The organism is Lacimicrobium alkaliphilum, from assembly GCF_001466725.1.
Lineage (GTDB): Bacteria > Pseudomonadota > Gammaproteobacteria > Enterobacterales > Alteromonadaceae > Lacimicrobium > Lacimicrobium alkaliphilum_B.
In genome coordinates this window covers 2,826,000-2,845,025 of the sequence record NZ_CP013650.1, presented here as the reverse complement: position 1 = coordinate 2,845,025, position 19,026 = coordinate 2,826,000, and the positions used below count along the sequence as shown (strand labels likewise).

Genomic DNA, 19,026 nt, shown 5'->3' with positions numbered 1-19,026 from the left:
CAGAAAGAATGCTAACCAATGCCGAGAATATCATCGCCTCTGGCAACAGAGGTGCATATGTTGGCCGGGATATTGCCTATAACAAACTCTTTGCTGCATTACCGCTAAACCAGAAGGAAGCTTTGCAACTCAAAGAGCAAGTTATTTCTCGTTACCCTTTTCTTAACCAGGAAGACCGTGTTTATGTTCAATAATAAAATAATCCTGATTACAGGCGGAACCGGGTCCTTTGGGCAACGTTTTATTGCCAATATACTCAAGGTCTATTCGCCGAAGAAGCTGATTGTTTACTCCAGGGATGAGCTAAAGCAGTTTGAGATGCAGCAAAAGTTTGATGCGCCTTGTATGCGCTATTTCTTGGGTGATGTCAGGGATAAACACCGTCTGAAAACGGCGATGCGGGGTGTGGATTTTGTGGTGCATGCGGCGGCCCTTAAGCAGGTGCCAGCCGCTGAATACAATCCCATGGAATGCATCAAAACCAATATTATGGGTGCCCAGAACGTCATTGAAGCGGCCATTGAATCAGAAGTGAGCCGGGTGATTGCCCTGTCCACCGATAAAGCAGCAAACCCGGTTAATCTCTATGGTGCCACCAAGCTGGCCTCAGATAAGTTGTTTGTGGCCGGTAATAATATCTCCGGCGCTAACAGTACCCGTTTTGCCGTTGTGCGCTATGGCAATGTAGTGGGCTCCCGCGGCTCAGTGGTGCCCTTTTATCAGAACCTTATTGCTCAGGGTAAGAACATCCTGCCGGTAACCCATGAGCAGATGACCCGTTTCTGGATCACCCTGGATAAGGGAGTAGATTTTGTGCTGAAAAACTTTCAGCGCATGCAGGGCGGTGAAATATTTGTGCCCAAGATCCCCTCAGTTCGCATTCTGGACCTGGTTGAAGCCATAAGCGGTAAACGAGATTATGAAGTAGTAGGTATTCGACCCGGCGAGAAAATTCATGAAATTATGGTGCCGGAGGAAGTGGCCCACCATAGCCTGGAGTTTGATGATCACTATGTGATTACTCCGCCCATTACCTTTTTTGAGAAGAATATTAATTACCATCAGAACAAGCTCGGTGAAAAGGGAAGGGATGTGTCGGATCGTTTTGAATATAACTCAGGCACCAATCCACAGTTTCTGACAGTGGAGGAATTGCGTCAGTTGAATGAGTCCATTCTGTGATCCCTTATGGTAAGCATCATATTGACAGCGCTGATATCCAGGCGGTTATCGATGTACTGGAAAATCAGTTTCTGACCCAGGGACAACAGGTGCCGGCGTTTGAACAGGCATTGGCGGACAATTGTAATGCCCGTTATGCCGCAGCCGTTAACAGTGGCACGTCGGCTTTGCATATAGCCTGTCTGGCACTGGGTGTCAGTGCTGGTGACAGCGTGTGGACCTCTCCCTTATCTTTTGTCGCCTCGGCAAACTGTGCGCGTTATTGTGGCGCACAGGTTGATTTTGTCGACATCGGTCCGCAAACCCGCAATATCTGTACAACGGCGTTGGCAAAGAAACTGGAACAGGCGAAAAAAACCAACACCTTGCCTAAAGTGATCGTGGTGGTCCATTACGCCGGATTAAGCTGCGACATGCAGGCCATACGCGAGCTGACATCGCCACTGGGGATTGCACTGATCGAAGATGCCAGTCATGCGCTGGGTGGGATGTATCAAGGTAAACCGGTGGGCAGTTGTGAATACTCCGATGCCTGCGTAATGAGTTTCCACCCGGTCAAATCTATAACCAGTGCAGAGGGTGGGGCGGTGCTGACGAACAACGCCGAGTTGCAAAACCAGCTTCGGCTATTTGCGAGCCATGGCATCACCCGTGATCCACAGCAAATGCTGGGGCAGCCGGATGGTCCCTGGTACTATCAGCAAATTGCCCTGGGGTACAATTACCGGCTCAGCGACTTGCATGCTGCATTGGGACTGTCACAAATTACAAAACTCAGTGGTTTTGTGCAGGCCCGCACAGAAAAAGCCCGCCGTTATCTGGACGCATTCAGACAGCTCCCGTTAGATCTCCCTGTTGAGACGCAAAGCGCAAGCAGTGCCTGGCACGTTTTTGCTATTGCCCTGAAGCAGCATGACAGAAAAGAAATTTTTGTGCGATTGCAGCAAGCTGGCATCGGCGTAAATGTGCACTACATACCGATTCACCTGCAGCCTTACTATCGGGCGCTGGGGTTCGAACCCGGGCAATTTCCCAATGCCGAAGCGTTTTATCAACAGGCCTTAACTCTGCCTTTATATCCCGACCTGTCTGCCGATAACCAACAACAGGTAATTGATGCAGTAATTGAGAGTCTGAGTTGAATCTGGCCATTATCCCTGCCCGTGGTGGCAGTAAGCGAATTCCTGATAAAAACATTAAACACTTTTGTGGTAAGCCTCTGATCGCCTACTCTATCGAGGCAGCCAGAGCCAGTGGCTTGTTTGAAAAGGTGGTGGTGTCGACTGACAGTGAAAAAGTCGCGAATGTGGCCAGGGAGTGGGGAGGCGATGTGCCTTTTATGCGGCCGCAGGAACTGGCTGATGATTTCACCGGCACCAGTGCGGTGGTAGTGAATGCCATTCAGGAATGCCGTAAGCTGGGTATCAATCCTGAGCTGGTATGCTGTATATATGCGACTGCTCCGCTATTACAGCAGCGCTATCTGCAAGAGGGATTTGAGGCCCTTAGCAAGCAGTCTGATAAGCACTATGCGTTTTCTGTTACCGAGTTTGCTTTTCCGGTTCAGCGGGCGCTGATAAAAAGTGATAACGGCGGTGTCGAGCCGATGTTTCCCGAGTTTATTGCCAACCGCTCTCAGGATTTACCTGCGGCCTTACATGATGCGGGGCAGTTTTATTGGGGCAGAGCCCAGGCCTTTTTGGATAACAAACGGGTTTTCGCGCCTCACAGTCTTCCGATCCTGCTGCCTCATTACCTGGTACAGGATATTGATACACCCGACGACTGGCAGCGGGCCGAACTATTATATCGGGCGTTTTGTCAGCACGCGTTAAAGGAGAACTCATGAGTCAGGAGAAAGTCCTGCTTATTCGTATGCAGCCCTTGGGTGATGTGGCGGCTATCGGCATTCCCGCACTTCGCTATTTTCGTTCGCGTCTCAGCGAGGCTAACATTGAAGCGCTTAGCTTTGCCCAGGGCAAAACGCTACTTAAACTGGCGCAGCCCGATGTCAGGGTGTTTGGTCTGGAGCAGCAGGAGTGGCCCGATAACATCATTCCGGCGATGGAAACCTTTTTAGGATTAGCGGAGCAAATTGTTTCTGAGGGTTATGATCAAATCATTAATTTGGATACAGGGTTTATGCCCTGCTTCTTGGCGCGCTTTCTAAAAGATGCCGGTGAGCCGGTCGTTGGCAACTACATGAGTATCTCGGTGCAGGAACTGCTGGAGCAGTTCCAGCAGCAGACATTGTCCCTGAGTACGTGAATCAGCCTGAAAATTATATGAGCAGCACCTTTCTTTCCATGGCCCGTTGGCATAGTCCATGGTGGCAGGGAGAGTGGTTGCCTGATAATGGTTATCCGGAATTTTATCTGCGCAGTTGCTGTGGCTTTGACGCCCTGCAGATGCAGATGAATATTGAAGTGCCAGCAGATAAGGCCCTGAAAAACCAGGCTAGATCCACCAAAGTGATTGCACTGATGTGTGAGGGGGCGGAGGCAAGACTGACCTATCCTTTTGCTGAAGAGCTGCAACATCGTCTGGCTGACCAGGGTTTTCACACCTGGACGCTGGACACGACACATAACCTGCACAATCAGTTAATGAAGCTGAAGGCGTCGGATCTGCTGGTGACTGTGCCGGGGGACGGGCAATGGCTCGCGGCAACGGTGGATTGTCCCAGTCTGGTGATTTGTGGTGAGGTGGACCCACGCATGCTGATGCCGGACTATGCCACCGATCCTGTTAGCCCCGAGAACCCTGAACCCATGCCCGCTGAAGAACTGGCACAGAGTATTGTTTCTATTTTCGAACAAGAGACTGAAGATGCAAATCGGTGACAGAGAGATCGGGCCTGAACACCCGCCTTTTATCATTGCTGAATTAAGCGGCAACCATAACCAGCAACTCGATTTGGCGCTGAAAATGATCGACGCTGCAGCCGATGCCGGCGCCGATGCCATCAAGCTGCAAACCTTTACTGCCGATAGCATGACGCTGGATGTGAGTGAACCGGGATTCGTCATTGAAGAGCAAGATAGCCTCTGGGCAGGCAGAAAGTTACACGATTTGTATGCTCAGGCAGCGACTCCCTATGACTGGCATCAGACCTTGTTTGAGAGAGCAAAGGAACTGGGAATGGAAGCATTTAGTTCTCCATTTGACGAACAGGCCGTGGATTTTCTTGCCGGGCTGAACGTGCCCTGTTTTAAGATTGCCTCTTTTGAACTGACGGACCTGCCTCTGATAAAAGCTGCAGCCAGCAAGGGCAAGCCGCTGATCATGTCTACGGGCATGGCCACACTGGCTGAAATAGAGGAGGCAGTGACTACCGCCAAAGCTGCAGGTTGTGAGGATATCATCTTGCTTAAGTGTACAAGTACCTATCCTGCTGAGCCCGGCAATACGAATTTGCGCACTATTCCAAACTTACGGGAAACCTTTGGGGTACAGGTTGGGTTGAGTGATCATACTGCCGGAATAGGGGCTGCCGTTGCCGCCGTTGCGCTAGGCGCTCAGGTGATAGAAAAACACTTTGTACTGGATAGGGCCGCAGGAGGTGTGGATGCTGCGTTTTCTCTGGAGCCTGCGGAACTGAGGGCCTTGGTGACGGAGACGCGAAGGGCCTGGCAAGCTTTGGGGGCAGTCCGATATGGCGGTACTGAGGCTGAAGAAAAAGCCAGACAATATAGAAGATCTATCTACGTATGCAGGGATATTCAACCTGGAGAGCCCTTCTCACCGGAAAACTTACGTATCGTACGCCCGGCTTTTGGTTTGGCTCCAAAGTATTGGGATGGCGTACAGGGAAAAGTTGCCAAATGCGCTTTGAGTAAGGGAACACCACTAAGCTGGGACGTAATTGCCTAAGCCTGACAGATAGATCAATGGGTTTTGATTAGTAGCCTTCGGGGAGTCAGATGGATTCAGTTATATTTCGTACTGACGGTAATTCAGAAATGGGGCTGGGACATTTGATGCGCTGTCTTGCCCTGGCACAAGAACTTGATCTCAACCAGGTGAAAGTCACTTTTTTGGTCAGTGAGTCTTCACTGGCCTTTTGCCGTAGCCGACATGACTGGGTGGGTAAGGTTATACCGGTACCAGACTGTTCAGTGGACGCAGAGATTCAGTGGATGCAGCAACTCCCCGAATTTGACCAGGCAGACTGGATTGTGTTGGATGGCTACCAGTTTGATCAGGCGTATCGGTTCGCTATCAAAAATACGGGCAAATTGTTTGCGTTGTTTGATGACAATAATGACTCAGGACAGCTTTACGCAGACCTACTGATCAATGGTTCCAGTCATGCGCCACTGCTGAATTACGATCAGACCGCAGCCACGGCGCAACGCTGCATAGGTGAACCCTATCGTGTGCTTCGCCATGAGTTCCGAATCACAGAACCAATGCCCTTTTCTGAGCGAAGCCATCTGGTGATATGCTTTGGTGGTAGCGATCCATCAGGCATGACACTCTCTTTACTGCAAGCACTTGAAAGCCTTAGCGCCAGTATGTCTGTGCGCGTGATTACCGGGGCAGCGTATCGCGACGGAATGGCGTTGGATGACTTTTTGAAGAGAACAGGGCTGATCGTTCAGCACTTGCCCAATCATCAGCAAATGGCGGATTGTTTTTCCAGAGCCCGACTTGCCATATCCGCAGCGGGGGGGAGTCAGTTTGAGCTTGCTGCGTGTTGCACTCCTTCTATTTTGGCAGTGGTCGCAGAGAATCAGCGGCTGGCGACAGCTCAGGCTGAGCAGCAGGGCTGGTGTGAGGTTTTTGATATGACTCAGGGAGAGTCTGTCAAAGCGCTCGCTGAAACCGCCGTCATGCTGTGGTCGCAATCCTCCAAACTGGCCACCATGCATCAAAAAGCCGGGCAATTTGCCGATACTATGGGGAGTAGCAGAGTTTTTGAATCTATGTCGGCAATGCTTGGCAGTGACGGAAAGCGATTTAAAGGTGGTTAAGTTGAGCCGAACGTATCCGAAGTCAGTTTTTAGGGTGTTTGATGAACACCACCTGGAAAGGGTGTGGAAATGGCGTAATCAGGCGCATATTCGCATCAACATGCATAATGATAAAACTATCCCTTGGCATGAGCACCTGAGCTGGTTTGAATCCTTAAAACAGGATCCTACCAGGCAGTTCTTTGTTTTTTACCAAAACGACCGTCCGATTGGCGTGCTTAATTTCAGTGGTCTGGGTACAGAGGAGCCAGAGTGGGGGTGTTATCTTGGTGAAGCGGATATCTGGCCCGGTAGTGGATTGCTGTTAGAGGTGGCGGCTTTGGATTATGTCGCAGATTATACAAAGGCCGAAGCTCTGTATGCAGAGGTACTGAGTTTCAATCAGGCGGTGATTAAATTGCACAGGTTGTTTGAGTATCAGTCGTTGGAAAGCCGGGATGGTGGTGTGCGCGAAGGAAAAGCGTTTGAGGTACATCGCTTTCGTTACCCATTAACTGACTGGCGGCAGCGGCGACAAAGCATATTAAAAAAATTACCGGCACAAATTCGGGAAGCATCCCAACTCATTGATTTTGAACAGGAGCTATTGTGAACATTGAACAGAAAATACGCCATACCATGGAGCAGGTTGCAGAGTTGAGCCAGTGTCAGTTGGTCAGTGAGATTGATGACGATACTGTTCTGTTGCAAAGTGGCCTGGATTCTCTCGGTTTTGCAATGCTGGTTGCCCAGTTAGATGAAGAGCTCGGTTTTGATCCCTTTACTCAAATGGCCATTCCGGTTTATCCGAGCACATTTGGTGAGTTTGTCTCGATTTATCGTCAGTATTCTGAAAAAAACAGGGAGTAGCGATGCAGCTACTGCACAGACTCAAGGAGCTTTATGAAAGCGCTGATGATAGCGTCAATGGAGAGTTGTTAGAAGCCAGCTCAAAGCCTGTTGATTCGGTTAGTGACCCCAACCTTAATACTATATCCCTGCCCAGGATTATTGCTGAAGCAGAGCTGATTCGCGCTAAGGAGCCTCATTTGCGAGGGGCGACCGTGGCTATCCGCTATCAGGGATTGAATGATTTTGTCAGATTACTGCTTGCCTTTGATGGTTGGTCTGCGGCTTTGTATTTGCTTCCAGAGGATGATGCTCCACAGTTACCTGATGATTGTCAGTTTTGGGCTGGACTACAGAGTGATGTAAAACGGGACACTTCCTTGCCTGAGGGACAGCACGTCGTTACACACTGGTATATCGCAACATCAGGCACCACCAGTAAACCAAAATGGATAGCTCATCAACTAGCTGGTCTCACTGCCTCTGTTCGTGTGAACCTTGAGCAAATGCCTTTGAGATGGGGATTGCTATATCAACCCTTTCGCTTTGCTGGTTTACAGGTGTTGCTACAGGGGTTGTTAAGTGGTGCATCTATAGTCGACGCCAGCGATGGTGATATTTCCCGTAGAATCAAGCTATTAAGGGCTGCAACAACAACAGCACTCTCCGCTACACCAAGTATGTGGCGTCAGTTATTGCTGAGTGGAGAGCTGGAAACTCTGCCTCTGAGCCAGTTGACACTAGGAGGTGAAATTGCCGATCAGGGGCTGCTGAATATGCTGCGTGCTCGCTTTAGCGAGGCGAGGATCATCCATATATATGCTTCCACTGAGGCCGGGGTGGGATTCTCTGTGAGTGATGGAAAGGCTGGATTTCCTGAAGCCTGGCTCAAAGATGGGTATTACGGTGTAAAGCTTAAGATAAATGCTCACCACCACTTATGCATAAAACCTCTTCAGCTCCCCAAATCAGGTGTTAAAAATCGCATGGATGCGCAGGGATACATTGACAGCGAGGATATGGTCGAGATTATTGATGGGCGTGTGTACTTTTTGGGGCGTGCAGGTGGTGTGATCAATGTTGGGGGTAATAAAGTGCATCCTCAGCAGGTAGAGCAGGTTATATTGTCTATTGAAGGGGTTTTGAGTGCCAGAGTCTACGGATCAAAGAGCAGTGTGATGGGTAGCTTAGTCAGTGCTGAAGTGGTGGCAGAAGCCGACACTGAGCTGACAGCATTGAAAAAGAAAATCATCTTGCAATGTATGCAGCGCCTGGCGCGCTACCAGGTTCCGATGCGGATTGATTTCGTCAAACAGATAAAAACCAATGAGACAGGCAAGATCGATAGGAGACAACCGAGTGAGTAATGTGGTTATCGTCACAGGTGCGAGTCAGGGATTGGGGCTGGCCATTGTAAGAGCCTTGCTGGAGCAGGACTATAGAGTCGTGGCGTTGTCGCGACACTGTTCTGAGCCATTAAGTGAATTGCTGAAAATGCAGTCTGATAAGCTGACTTTTGCCAGTGCTGATTTAAGCGACCTTAATGCTATCCCTGCACTGTGTCAGTCATTGCTAAAGAAACACGGCCGTCCTTATGCACTGATTAATAATGCTGCGGTTGGTCATGATGGAGTATTAGCCACCCTGCATAACAGTCAGATTACTGAATTACTCAACCTTAATTTGCAGGCGCCGATACTAATGAGTAAGTATTTGTTGCGGTCCATGCTGTTGAATCGGGTAGGCCGGATTGTGAATATCTCTTCGATTATTGCTCAAACCGGATTTAATGGGTTAAGTGTGTATGCGGCGACTAAAGCTGGATTAGAGGGATTTTCCCGCTCATTGGCAAGAGAAGTTGGAAAAGCAGGTATTACGGTTAACTCTGTTGCGCCCGGGTATATGCAAACTAATATGACTCAGAATCTGAGCGATGAGAATCTGAAGAAGATTGAGCGTCGCAGCGCGTTAGGAAAACTGGCTACACCAGATGATGCCGCAGCCATGGTGGTTTATTTACTTAGTGAGCAGGCTGGCGCCATTACCGGTACGGTAATGACGGTAGATGCTGGTAGCACCGCATAAGCTGTATGGTTTTGTGCGGTGGTAATGGATAGAGGTTAATGAGCGAACGGTTTTCCCAGTTTTCAGGCAAGTCGGTGTATGTCGCTCCCGCTAATCCGGCGGGCAGGGCTCTTGCACAGCACCTGCGTGAAGACAATGTGAAGGTTGTCGCAATGGTAGATAACCTCAAGCAAGGGCGCGACATTATCAACCATGCGGAACAGGCTAACGGAGATATTCAGGTCATCGTGGCTGAAGGGCCTTTTCAGGCTGAGATCTGCCGTGGCTTAGTCAAAAAAGGATTCAGAAAAGAGGCCATTCTCTGTCACCGTGGTAATCAGAAGCTAACGCCTTTCAGACTATCACTGGCTGACCTCATCAAAGACATGGCTGAGCAAGCCCTGCGTTTTTCTATTCGCACGCTTTGTCGCATTCTGCCGGCCAAAAAAGCGGTTTTTTATGCTGAAGAATTTGTCGACACGAACCTGTTGTTGGCCTGGCATTATTACGCTGGCATGCACCCTGATGATGCCGAACTTTTAGGGATAAATCTGAAAGGGCAAGCCATGGATGGTGATCTTGCTGTAAGAATCCAATCGGGTTGGCGGGCATATTGGGTGCTGCTGCGCGCAAGGGTGATTGTTATCGATCACGAATACACCAGCTTACTTTTCTCAGAGGTGCGTCTGCATAAACCTGTTGTACAGCTCTGGCATGGATTACCCTACAAATCGCTCGCTGGTAACGCGCATTTTCCCAACATTTGTGACACCGCTTTTGTATCCAGTTCGCGATGGTTTAATGAGCACAGGTTTCCACATATATTCAGGGCTGAGGAGTATCTGGATTATGGCTATCCGCGATGCGATGCTCTTTTACAGCCAAAACATCAACGTAATTGGTTAAATTCCATTTCCGAAGAGGTATTTGACTCCTTCACAAAAAATAGCCAGGGTATATGGGTTTATATGCCTACCTATCGAGATAGTGGTGACAACAGCTACCTCCTGAACTTCGATGCGTTGGAAAGCCTATGTCAACAATATGACAAAACACTGATCTTTAAATTTCATCCTTTTATTTCCAGAAAGTTCAGGGATGCTATGGGGTTAAAAGGTGATGCTGATACATTACAAGCCATTCCCGGCTATACCCGTTTGTTTCTTTTTCCCAGTGCCCGCAATATCTATCCCTGGTTAGCTGATGCGGAAGTGCTGATTACAGATTACTCGTCTGTTGCACTCGACTTTTTGGTGTTGGACAAGCCAATTGTCTATTACCAATATGATAAAGAAGCCTATCGTCATGTGCGGGGCGAGCCGATGATTAAAGATAGTGACTTTATTGCCGGGCCGCTGGTTACAACTGAGACCGCGCTGATTGCAACATTACGTGAACTGACAGAGGGAAAAGATGCCTTCAAGTATGAACGTGATGCACTGATTGAAAAGTTCGCTATCCGTCGTCAGCCATCGCTGCCTGATATTACTGCTTATATAAGAGCCGTAGCATGACTGGTAATACTCCCTCAGACATTGATTTTGTGATCTTTTGGGTTGACGGCAACGATCCTGCTCATCGCCAGAAGCGGTCTCAATATCTGTCTGATTTTAGTCTGGAATCTGCCCATAACGCTGAGCAATCAACCGATGATAAACGCTTTGTCCAACATGATGAGCTGCGGTTTTGTCTGAGGTCAATCAAGCAGTTTTCCCCCTGGTATAGGAAAATTCACCTTGTTACCGACGAGCAAGTGCCAGCGTTTCTGGATGAAGACAAGCTTGCGCTGGATCGCATTGTCATCGTTGATCATAAGAAGCTCTTTCGAGGAAAGGCACATTACCTACCCACCTTTAACTCCAGAGCTCTGGCCACGCGGGTTCATCATATTCCGGAACTGAGCCGGTACTACCTCCTTGGTAATGACGACATTATGTTCGGAGCCCCTGTTCAACGTGATTTCTTCTTTGATGATGGTGGACGACCTGTGATTTATGCAGACTGGACAGCCATGAAAAGTCCTTATGGGGAAACCCTCTGGCAGAGGGGGATTATCAATGGGGCAAAGATGATGAACTATAGCCATTCAGAAATTCTGGTACCAAGCCATGGTTTCTTACCTTTTGACAAGACGCTGGTTCAGACGTTGGAAACACAGTTCTCTGAATCTTTTGAAAATAATCTACAGCACCGTTTCCGACATGAGTCGCAATTTATCCTGGAGTCATTATTTAATCACTTCTGCGTTAAAAATCAGCTTGGGAGGCGCCAGGATACCGGATCAATGGTGCATTTCAGTTTCCAACTGTGCAGAGAGGGTTCTAAGGAAAAAATTGCTTTTTTGTTCGATCTGATCGCGCACGGTGAGAGAAAAATGTTTTGCTTGAATGAATATCAGTCTCTGACTAAAAGGATGCCTGAGGTAAAAACGCGTCTGTATGAACTGTTTCCTACCCCATTACTTTCCGAGAAAGGACTAAATGATGTGGTTGAATAAGGTGCTCCGTTTTTTCAGCCCACCAGATAAGATTTTGGTTAATGAAGCAATGTCCCTGAACCTTAAGGAGGTTGCTGTGTTTGGCTGCGGAGACCTCGGACTGGCCATTGTTCAGCGTCTTGATGAAGCGCAAATCAGGATTTCCTCATGGTTTGATTCTTCGATACCAGAAGGTGAGCACCGACTCTTAGGTAAGCCAATCAAACCAGCATCTGAGGTGGTAAACATGGATTCAGCAGCTTTCCTGATTATTGCGAGTGAGGCGTATGCCGAAGAGATTATGCAGCAATGCCGGAATAGGGGCTTTGAAGGGCGCTTCATAAGTTTAGAGACGTGGCTATGAGCAAACGAATCCTGTTTGTTTTTAAAACGCCACTATTGAAGTGTCCCAGAGCTAGGCGATTAATGTTAACGCTTAGCAAAATCCATGACTGCCAGTATTTGTGCCCTCCAGCGCTCGATGAAGATAATGACCCGCAGCGTTTTGGCTATCTTAGGCGCTCTCCAGGTTCGCCTTTTTTAAGGTGGTTAGGGCGAGTTGCGACAGAGTCTGGATGGTGTCACATTGCAGCACACGTTGAAGCTAAACGTTTCATCATGCCGACGGTGGTCGATGGGCAGTTTGATTACATTTTCGTTCATGACTTGTATTTACTTCCACACTTCAGCAATTTTCATAAAACGCGCGTGATATTTGATGCCAGAGAATACTATCCGATGGAGTTTTCTGATAACAAAGCGTGGGCAAAAACTGTTGGTAAGCTAGCCAGACATATTTGCCTGCGGCATATGCCCAAGGTCTATCGTTGCGTAACGGTTTCACCATCGATTGTAAAACTTTATGAGGCACTGATTGGTTGTCCAATAGGCTTGTTTCCGAGCTATCCAAGAGAAGACCTTTACATCTCCCCACAAGAGCGGTCTATCGAGGGGCGACCGGTTCGGTTAATTCACCACGGCAATGCGTTTAGAAACCGCGGTCTGGAAAAAATGATTGAACTGATGGCTGAATTAGGTGAAGGCTATTCGCTGGATATGATGTTGGTTACCACTCCCGGGAATAAGTATTTTGAGGAGTTAAAGCACCGGATAAAAGGTATGAAAAATGTGCGTATCATCCCTCCAGTGCATCCAGATGAAATTATTGAAACCTGCAGTGAGTATGATGTTGGACTTTACTTAATGGAGGTTAACGATAGCCAGAACCGGTACTGCTTACCCAATAAATATTTTGAATTTTTGTATGCGGGGCTACCAGTGATCACCAGCTTTTCTGAAGATATGCGTTACTTTACCGATAAATACGGTGTTGGAATGAGCTTTGGCCAGGAGTCTGTAAAGCAGATTGCAGAGCAGGTGCGCCAATTAACTCCAATTAAATTACAGCAATATCGTGATGCTATCAAAAAGCACGTGGTGTCATTAAATGTGACGAATAATATCAAGACGAATTTTCCTGAACTGTTAGATAATAAAAGCGATTGATGTATGTGTGGTATAAGCGGGATTCTTCAGTATCAAACCCCTATCCCTGATAACGTGCTGGAGAGATTTAATCAGTCACTTAGCCACCGGGGGCCGGATGCCCAGTCCGTGTATTTTTCAGATCACCGCCACCTCGGATTAGGTCATTGCCGTCTTTCTATTGTCGATACATCACGAGCGGCTAATCAGCCGTTTGTTTCTGAGGATAAAAGTTTAATACTGACGTTTAATGGAGAAATTTATAACTACCCCGAGCTAAGACATGAATTGCAGTCTTTTGGCTATGTATTCAGAACGACTTCTGACACTGAGGTACTTCTGAGAGCCTATCAACATTGGGGGATAGATTGTCTCAGCAGATTAAACGGTATGTGGGCCTTCGCGATTTGGGACCAGCGTAAAAGACAGCTATTTCTTGCCCGTGACCGTTTTGGCGTGAAGCCAGTTTATTATCGATATGATGGTGAACACTTTGCTTTTGCCTCTGAACAAAAAGCATTTCGTTGCCACCCTCAAGGCTTGGAGGTTTGTGCGGAGCAGGCCAGTTTTCTGATGTTGTATCCAGAGGCCGTGGAGTCTGAACGAAAGACGTTATACAAAGATGTTGATAAGTTACTTCCGGGTGAGTATTTGATCGTCACTCAGAAAGGGCCGGAACATAAGCGTTGGTGGAATACTTATGACCAGTTGACAGAGCTGCAGGACCTTCCATCAACAGCGGAAGATTTGCAGTACCTGTTTAGTCAGGCCTGTGAAATCAGAACACGTACAGATGTTAAAATTGCAACAGCATTGAGCGGGGGGTTGGATTCCTCTGCTGTGACGTCCAGGTTGGCAACCCTACCCGGTATTAAAGAAGCAAAACAGCTAAGGTCTTTTATCGGCTCCTTCGTTGATAGTGATATGGATGAATATCACTGGGCGAAATTAGTGGTTGATACTCATCAGCTTGATTATAGACGGGTGAGTGTTTCAGAAGACGATGTATTGGAACATGTTGAAAAGAGCTGTCTTGCTTTAGAGGATGTCAATGACCTCCCCATTGTCGGTCAATGGAAAGTGTACCAGGCCATGCATGAGGATGGTTACAAAGTCTCGCTGGAGGGGCACGGTGGTGATGAACTTTTAGCAGGTTATCACCGACACCTGACGGTATACCTGGGCGATGTGATGAGAAACCGGGCTTCGCCTGAAATCATGGCAACCTTGATAAAAGCATTAGGTGACATGCGCCCGGGAGCTGGCAGTGCTTTTGTCAGGAGCAGTCTTTTACAGGCTCCCATGTCTTCGGAGGATTTACATCATAAACTGGGTAGCAAGAAGTTATACCTCAGAAGCTTGCTTCGAGGGACAAGTCATTTCAGTAATGACATTGTAAACGAACGGAATTCAGAAACCTACAAACAGGAAACCATGTTGTTTCAAAAGCTGTATGAGGATTTTCATTACTTTACCTTGCCCTATATCCTCAGAAACTATGATCGCTTATCCATGAGCCATTCCGTTGAAGTCCGTTCCCCTTTTTTAGATTATCGTTTTGTATTGGCTGCATTTAAAGCAGATAGCCAGTTAAAGCTTTCAGGAGGAAGAACTAAATCTTTGCTGCGAGATCACTTTCCATTTATCCCTGAGGGTATTCGAAAGCGAACTGATAAGTCGGGTTTTTCTCCTCCTTTTTATCGGTGGCTAAAACAGGGACTAGGTGAATGGGTCGTTTCTTTCGCCAATGACTCAATCGTCAGGGACTCTTCGCTGTTCGATGGCAAGGCATTGCAGAGAGCCGTAAATCATTGCCATGAGAGTAAAGAATTTGAGCAGATGGGGATGTTTTGGCCATTGATCAATCTGGCGATCCTGGACAAAGGAACCGGTCTATTATGAGCCTACTTACACAGAGAGTATCAAGGTTCCTGACATCACGTCCCGATATAAAAAGCGCAGTAATATGGGGAGCAGGTCAGGTTGGTGATCAGCTAGCCACACTGATTGAGCAGCAATTTCCTGACATAGAGCTCCGAGGAATTGTAGATTCCTCTATTAATGAAAGAAAGAGTGTTGATGGCAGAGAGGTATATCCTGTTTCTTTTCTTGAGGGTGAAGAAAAACCCGATCTTATAGTTATTGCCAGCATTGCTTTTGAAAGAAAAATCTTTGACATAATTTCCGAACGTTATCCATCGCTGATTGGGTTGGTCTTTCGGTTGTCCCAGTCTGAGATTGTCGGGGCTAAGCTGGCTGATGCGTTATCTCAAGATGATGAGACACTGTTAACGGAATTGCTTTTTGAGTTTCCTGACAGCGCTGAAGTATGGGATGAGTTTGCGCGCAGAGCCGACACACAAAATCTCAAGGCACTTTATTCTGACTGTGCACGGTGCTTGAAAGATGATGGCTAAACACGAAAAGCACCGGCTTAGCGAATTATCTGAAAAGCGCATTGTATTATTTGGCGCTTCTCAGCTAGGTGCTGAATTTATAGAGGCATTTGAGAGCAGGCTAAACATCATCGGCTTTATCGACAATGATAAAACTAAACATGGCAATTACTTTCATGGCATACCCGTTTACTCACCAACTAAATGCCCGATCCTCTCACCTGAATTAATCATAGTGACCAGCCAGTACTTTGAAGCAATTAGCCAGCAGTTAGTGTCGACTGGGATCCCGTTCATACATTGCAGCGAACTGCTGAAAAAGCACGAAAACCGATTGTTACAGCGATTGCGGTTGAACGCTTACCAAGCTTTATACCAAGTGTTTAAATATTACTATTTGGTAACCGGCAGAAGCCGCTATGACTACCTGCACATTGTTCCCAAAGGAGTTTTTGCCACTGCCTTTAAAGATCTTTTGACTAAGGACAGGCGCAGAAAACATCATTTTTTAGTCCGTAAAACCTTTCCCGAAACCCCTATGCAAGAAGGGTTTAGTATGGACGCGCCAGAAGTACGTTATGAAAACGGCAACTGGTATCCCGCATTCTTATCTGATGTCAGAAAGACCGCTAAAGCAGTCGCTCAAAGTCAGCATGTGATGGTACATGGATATTTTAATCTTGCCAGATTTCCCTTTCTGATGGATCCGGCCCTGCTAAAGCGCGCAACCTGGGTTGCCTGGGGACGCGATATCCACAGTATCTCCCCTAAAGGGAGTTTTATCGACGATATGATTGTTCAGAGTAAAGTAGGGTTTGCCAACCTGGTAACCTTTATGGGGTATGATAGAGAAAGCGCACAAAAGCGATATGGTTTTCATGGTCGGTGCTTCAATGGCTTTTATCCTAATCCGTTACCCGCAAACGATTTGCATGAGTGTCAGCCCAAGGAGATCTGGCGCGTTATGGTGGGCCAAAGTGCCGTGGCAGAGCTAAACCACACACTGGTCCTCAAGGCACTCAAGGATCAGAAGCAACAAATTGAGTTAGTGCTGCCAATTTCATACGGCGATAGGGCATATGCAAAAAACGTTGCAGCAATGGTCAGGCAACATTTCCCTAGAAATGAGGTGCTCTCTGAGTATATGGCTCCGGGACCATTTGCCAGATGGCTCAGTAGTATTGATGTGGCCATCATGCATACCCATACACAGATCGCCTTATCAACCATCTATGCGCTGCTATACACGGGGGCAACGGTATATCTGAATAAGTCCAATCAAAGCTTGTGGTCTCATATTAGCGAAAAGTTTAATCTGATTGTTTTAGACTCCAATGAACTGCTTGAAGGACAGGATGTCAGGTTATTGTCTGAAAACCAGAAGCAGCACAATCGCAAAGAGGCGGCAAAGCTTTTTGACCTGAACTGGATCAGTGACAAGTGGCAAAATATTTTTGATTCAGTAGAACGTATCTAATGTTGTAAGGTCTGCCTGACAACCGGGCTTGTTACCGTAAGTATTTGTTGTATTGGTATCGTGCATTGGAACGCAAAGAAAAGACTGAAATAGCAGTAAAGTTGGATTTCAACACCGACCCAGGAATAAATCTCCAAATACTGCTTACCAAGTATCAATAACACAATCAGCTGTTTTTTTTGGTTTTTTTGCGGGCAAGGCAATGCTTGAGTGGGAGAGATTACCCAGAAGGCTTGGTCGGGCAGTGCGCCCTACGATTACTCGTATCAATGCAAGCGTCCGATGATAACTGTCTAGCTTTTAACGAAGTTCCACGGCAAGAGATGGTCGGAAACATCACTTGGTTAGAGGCTGGGCAGTTCTTTACAAAGGTAAGTCAGATAATCGAAGGCCGTGAAGTCGTCGGCTTTTTCTGTTTTGCTTTTAGACATGGCCTTGGATAATGGTCAGCGTCAGTTTGTAATCCTTAATGCAGGGCCATTGAAAGGGGCCTTTTCTAAACGATGGTAGTACAGCCTGAAGCCGTTATTGACACACTGCAGAATTTTATCTTCATCACGGCTGCGGTCAAAGAACACAAAGAGTTGCTCCAAACTGGCTTCCTGTTCCAGGTCATAGGCAACAATATTGTTCAGGCCATCAGTGGCTTTGCGCATATCGTTAGAGCCACCCACCAGCGCGACTTTAAGCTGACTGGATATCGGACACGCACTGGCAATTCCTGTGATTATCAGAAGATGCCAGTTTGGTGGTTCAGGTTTAGCAATTTCGAAGATGCAATAAATAAATGGATGATATCCCTTGACCTCGGCAATATGTCAATAGCACTATTACCTGATATATGACTAGTAATTAAACAAGGAACCTCTATGGGAATGTTTGTGTCGGACTTACAGGCTGTATTACATATTTTAGGTAATACAAATTATGATAATAATTGCGTTATCACTTATGGAACACAAACTATTCGTGGCTCATTAAGCGATGTTGTTGCGTTCAGCGTTAAAAATGGCTTACATTTAAATGATATATCTGAAGAGGACCTATATAGTGAAAGTAATAGGGGGTTTGATAAGGATCTAGAATGTAATGTTTTATTTAAAATGCTTGGATTTAAACAGATTATCAACCTTGACCTCTTAAAGAATACTCCATATGCATATATTCATGATTTGTCTGATCCTGTTCCTAAGCAGATGTATGCTACGGCCTCTCTTTTACTGGATGGTACAACGGGATATCACGTATTCGATAGAGCTCAATCTTTAAAAAATGTTGTCAATCTGCTTACTATAGGCGGTCTAGCTATTCATACGTTTATGATAGATCCTCTTAAGCCACATTTTTCTTCATACAATCCTCAGTCACTCGCACAATTCTATTTGAAAAACGGCTTTGGAGAATTCCAGTTATATGTTTGCAATCGCGCTCATTCAAATACTTTTTTCAAGTTTCATGGTGATTTAAACGGCCCTATCATCCTTGATTCAAAAGAAAAGTATTGTCTAGTTTTTGCCTGTAGAAAACTAGAAGATGTAGAAGTTTCATCTAATATAATTGAACATGGTTATAGCCAAACGGCAAGGTACAACGAAAAACTAAAGAAAATGAGTTCTCATATCAACAGCAAAAAATTTGCAGTGTGGGGGACATCCATACATTATGAAAAGCATTATCGTTCAATCCTAAGAGATAGTGATCTCGAAAAAAATATGTGGGGATTTATTGATAATGACAAAAATAAATGGGGGGAAGTAATTGATGGACAAGTAGTTCATGCGCCCAAAGATCTTATTGGCTCTGGTGTCGAAATAGTATTAATTGCCAGTCAACGTAAATCTGAGATTTTTCAACAGTTATGCGAAATCATGTATTCCAACGTCAATACATTGATAAATACATATATGCTCTATGAGGACAATATAGATATCAAGAGGCTAAATCATGCTTTGGATGAGTATAGGTTCAGTCATGGCCTAACGAAATCTATTTAGTTTTGATGCATAGCGTTTAGAAATATGTGGCATTTCAGTTGTATAAAAATCAGGAAAGACACATGACCAAACAGTTATAAACCGATAGCCAATAGTTCCAGTACTGCGGTGGTCAATGGATTTTTTATCTTCTCAGCTTAGTGAGATT

21 protein-coding genes are annotated in these 19,026 nt (G+C 46.5%); 20 read left to right on the top strand and 1 reads right to left on the bottom strand.

Annotation, left to right across the window (positions count from 1 at the left end):
* Positions 1-8: 8 nt before the first annotated feature.
* The 19 genes from AT746_RS12940 to AT746_RS12850 all read left to right on the top strand — a co-directional run bounded on the left by AT746_RS12940 (position 9) and on the right by AT746_RS12850 (position 16,884).
* Positions 9-194, top strand: a complete 186-nt coding sequence (locus AT746_RS12940; RefSeq protein ID WP_062480945.1) for a hypothetical protein — start codon at positions 9-11, stop codon at positions 192-194.
* Complete coding sequence (gene pseB / locus AT746_RS12935) at positions 184-1,182, top strand: UDP-N-acetylglucosamine 4,6-dehydratase (inverting) (protein WP_062480944.1); 999 nt, start codon at positions 184-186, stop codon at positions 1,180-1,182. The genes AT746_RS12940 and pseB overlap by 11 nt, the downstream gene beginning before the upstream one ends.
* A complete protein-coding gene (gene pseC / locus AT746_RS12930) occupies positions 1,179-2,324 on the top strand; it encodes a UDP-4-amino-4,6-dideoxy-N-acetyl-beta-L-altrosamine transaminase (protein ID WP_062480941.1) in 1,146 nt (381 codons plus the stop codon). The genes pseB and pseC overlap by 4 nt, the downstream gene beginning before the upstream one ends.
* The gene (pseF, locus tag AT746_RS12925) at positions 2,321-3,031 is read left to right on the top strand and encodes a pseudaminic acid cytidylyltransferase (protein WP_062480940.1); all 711 of its coding nucleotides are present in this window, start codon (positions 2,321-2,323) and stop codon (positions 3,029-3,031) included. Before pseC ends, pseF begins: the two co-directional genes overlap by 4 nt.
* The gene (locus tag AT746_RS12920) at positions 3,028-3,450 is read left to right on the top strand and encodes a hypothetical protein (protein WP_062480938.1); all 423 of its coding nucleotides are present in this window, start codon (positions 3,028-3,030) and stop codon (positions 3,448-3,450) included. Before pseF ends, AT746_RS12920 begins: the two co-directional genes overlap by 4 nt.
* 17 nt (positions 3,451-3,467) lie before the next feature.
* Positions 3,468-4,025 (top strand): hypothetical protein, encoded by a 558-nt coding sequence (locus AT746_RS12915; RefSeq protein ID WP_156413694.1) that lies wholly within the window; start codon positions 3,468-3,470, stop codon positions 4,023-4,025.
* Positions 4,012-5,055: a pseudaminic acid synthase gene (pseI, locus tag AT746_RS12910; RefSeq protein ID WP_062480934.1), complete on the top strand. Its 1,044-nt coding sequence runs from the start codon at positions 4,012-4,014 to the stop codon at positions 5,053-5,055. Before AT746_RS12915 ends, pseI begins: the two co-directional genes overlap by 14 nt.
* 50 nt (positions 5,056-5,105) lie before the next feature.
* The gene (gene pseG / locus AT746_RS12905; RefSeq protein ID WP_082633267.1) at positions 5,106-6,158 is read left to right on the top strand and encodes a UDP-2,4-diacetamido-2,4,6-trideoxy-beta-L-altropyranose hydrolase; all 1,053 of its coding nucleotides are present in this window, start codon (positions 5,106-5,108) and stop codon (positions 6,156-6,158) included.
* Position 6,159: 1 nt separating this feature from the next.
* A complete protein-coding gene (gene pseH / locus AT746_RS12900; RefSeq protein ID WP_156413693.1) occupies positions 6,160-6,750 on the top strand; it encodes a UDP-4-amino-4,6-dideoxy-N-acetyl-beta-L-altrosamine N-acetyltransferase in 591 nt (196 codons plus the stop codon).
* Positions 6,747-7,007 carry an acyl carrier protein gene (locus AT746_RS12895; RefSeq protein ID WP_082633265.1) on the top strand — a complete coding sequence of 87 codons (261 nt, stop codon included), beginning with the start codon at positions 6,747-6,749 and terminating at the stop codon, positions 7,005-7,007. Before pseH ends, AT746_RS12895 begins: the two co-directional genes overlap by 4 nt.
* A gap of 2 nt (positions 7,008-7,009) precedes the next feature.
* Positions 7,010-8,353 carry an AMP-binding protein gene (locus AT746_RS12890; RefSeq protein WP_062480928.1) on the top strand — a complete coding sequence of 448 codons (1,344 nt, stop codon included), beginning with the start codon at positions 7,010-7,012 and terminating at the stop codon, positions 8,351-8,353.
* Complete coding sequence (locus tag AT746_RS12885; RefSeq protein ID WP_062480926.1) at positions 8,346-9,071, top strand: SDR family NAD(P)-dependent oxidoreductase; 726 nt, start codon at positions 8,346-8,348, stop codon at positions 9,069-9,071. Before AT746_RS12890 ends, AT746_RS12885 begins: the two co-directional genes overlap by 8 nt.
* Positions 9,072-9,109: 38 nt before the next feature.
* Positions 9,110-10,564, top strand: coding sequence for a CDP-glycerol glycerophosphotransferase family protein (locus tag AT746_RS12880; protein WP_062480924.1), 1,455 nt, complete (start codon positions 9,110-9,112; stop codon positions 10,562-10,564).
* Entirely contained in the window at positions 10,561-11,547 is a 987-nt protein-coding gene (locus tag AT746_RS12875; RefSeq protein WP_062480922.1) for a stealth family protein, read from the top strand. The genes AT746_RS12880 and AT746_RS12875 overlap by 4 nt, the downstream gene beginning before the upstream one ends.
* On the top strand, positions 11,531-11,890 hold the full coding sequence (locus AT746_RS12870) for a hypothetical protein (protein WP_156413692.1): 360 nt from the start codon (positions 11,531-11,533) through the stop codon (positions 11,888-11,890). The genes AT746_RS12875 and AT746_RS12870 overlap by 17 nt, the downstream gene beginning before the upstream one ends.
* A 62-nt stretch (positions 11,891-11,952) precedes the next feature.
* Entirely contained in the window at positions 11,953-13,032 is a 1,080-nt protein-coding gene (locus tag AT746_RS19845) for a hypothetical protein (protein WP_156413691.1), read from the top strand.
* 3 nt (positions 13,033-13,035) lie between these two features.
* On the top strand, positions 13,036-14,913 hold the full coding sequence (gene asnB, locus AT746_RS12860) for an asparagine synthase (glutamine-hydrolyzing) (protein ID WP_062480915.1): 1,878 nt from the start codon (positions 13,036-13,038) through the stop codon (positions 14,911-14,913).
* Entirely contained in the window at positions 14,910-15,428 is a 519-nt protein-coding gene (locus AT746_RS12855) for a hypothetical protein (protein WP_062480913.1), read from the top strand. The genes asnB and AT746_RS12855 overlap by 4 nt, the downstream gene beginning before the upstream one ends.
* On the top strand, positions 15,418-16,884 hold the full coding sequence (locus AT746_RS12850) for a hypothetical protein (RefSeq protein WP_062480911.1): 1,467 nt from the start codon (positions 15,418-15,420) through the stop codon (positions 16,882-16,884). Before AT746_RS12855 ends, AT746_RS12850 begins: the two co-directional genes overlap by 11 nt.
* Before the next feature lie 452 nt (positions 16,885-17,336).
* Here AT746_RS12850 and tnpB read toward each other — a convergent pair whose 3' ends face one another.
* Positions 17,337-17,558: an IS66 family insertion sequence element accessory protein TnpB gene (gene tnpB, locus AT746_RS12845; RefSeq protein ID WP_257721068.1), complete on the bottom strand. Its 222-nt coding sequence runs from the start codon at positions 17,556-17,558 to the stop codon at positions 17,337-17,339.
* A gap of 195 nt (positions 17,559-17,753) precedes the next feature.
* Between tnpB and AT746_RS12840 the strand changes: the two genes are divergently transcribed.
* Entirely contained in the window at positions 17,754-18,878 is a 1,125-nt protein-coding gene (locus AT746_RS12840) for a hypothetical protein (protein WP_062480907.1), read from the top strand.
* Positions 18,879-19,026: the final 148 nt, after the last annotated feature.

Bases quoted from the DNA above. Each gene is read 5' to 3' on its own strand.
- AT746_RS12940 (WP_062480945.1), top strand. From the start codon at position 9: ATGCTAACCAATGCCGAGAATATCATCGCCTCTGGCAACAGAGGTGCA.
- pseB (WP_062480944.1), top strand. From the start codon at position 184: ATGTTCAATAATAAAATAATCCTGATTACAGGCGGAACCGGGTCCTTT.
- AT746_RS12920 (WP_062480938.1), top strand. From the start codon at position 3,028: ATGAGTCAGGAGAAAGTCCTGCTTATTCGTATGCAGCCCTTGGGTGAT.
- AT746_RS12915 (WP_156413694.1), top strand. From the start codon at position 3,468: ATGAGCAGCACCTTTCTTTCCATGGCCCGTTGGCATAGTCCATGGTGG.
- pseI (WP_062480934.1), top strand. From the start codon at position 4,012: ATGCAAATCGGTGACAGAGAGATCGGGCCTGAACACCCGCCTTTTATC.
- pseG (WP_082633267.1), top strand. From the start codon at position 5,106: ATGGATTCAGTTATATTTCGTACTGACGGTAATTCAGAAATGGGGCTG.
- AT746_RS12890 (WP_062480928.1), top strand. From the start codon at position 7,010: ATGCAGCTACTGCACAGACTCAAGGAGCTTTATGAAAGCGCTGATGAT.
- AT746_RS12880 (WP_062480924.1), top strand. From the start codon at position 9,110: ATGAGCGAACGGTTTTCCCAGTTTTCAGGCAAGTCGGTGTATGTCGCT.
- AT746_RS12875 (WP_062480922.1), top strand. From the start codon at position 10,561: ATGACTGGTAATACTCCCTCAGACATTGATTTTGTGATCTTTTGGGTT.
- AT746_RS12870 (WP_156413692.1), top strand. From the start codon at position 11,531: ATGATGTGGTTGAATAAGGTGCTCCGTTTTTTCAGCCCACCAGATAAG.
- AT746_RS19845 (WP_156413691.1), top strand. From the start codon at position 11,953: ATGTTAACGCTTAGCAAAATCCATGACTGCCAGTATTTGTGCCCTCCA.
- asnB (WP_062480915.1), top strand. From the start codon at position 13,036: ATGTGTGGTATAAGCGGGATTCTTCAGTATCAAACCCCTATCCCTGAT.
- AT746_RS12855 (WP_062480913.1), top strand. From the start codon at position 14,910: ATGAGCCTACTTACACAGAGAGTATCAAGGTTCCTGACATCACGTCCC.
- AT746_RS12850 (WP_062480911.1), top strand. From the start codon at position 15,418: ATGATGGCTAAACACGAAAAGCACCGGCTTAGCGAATTATCTGAAAAG.
- AT746_RS12840 (WP_062480907.1), top strand. From the start codon at position 17,754: ATGGGAATGTTTGTGTCGGACTTACAGGCTGTATTACATATTTTAGGT.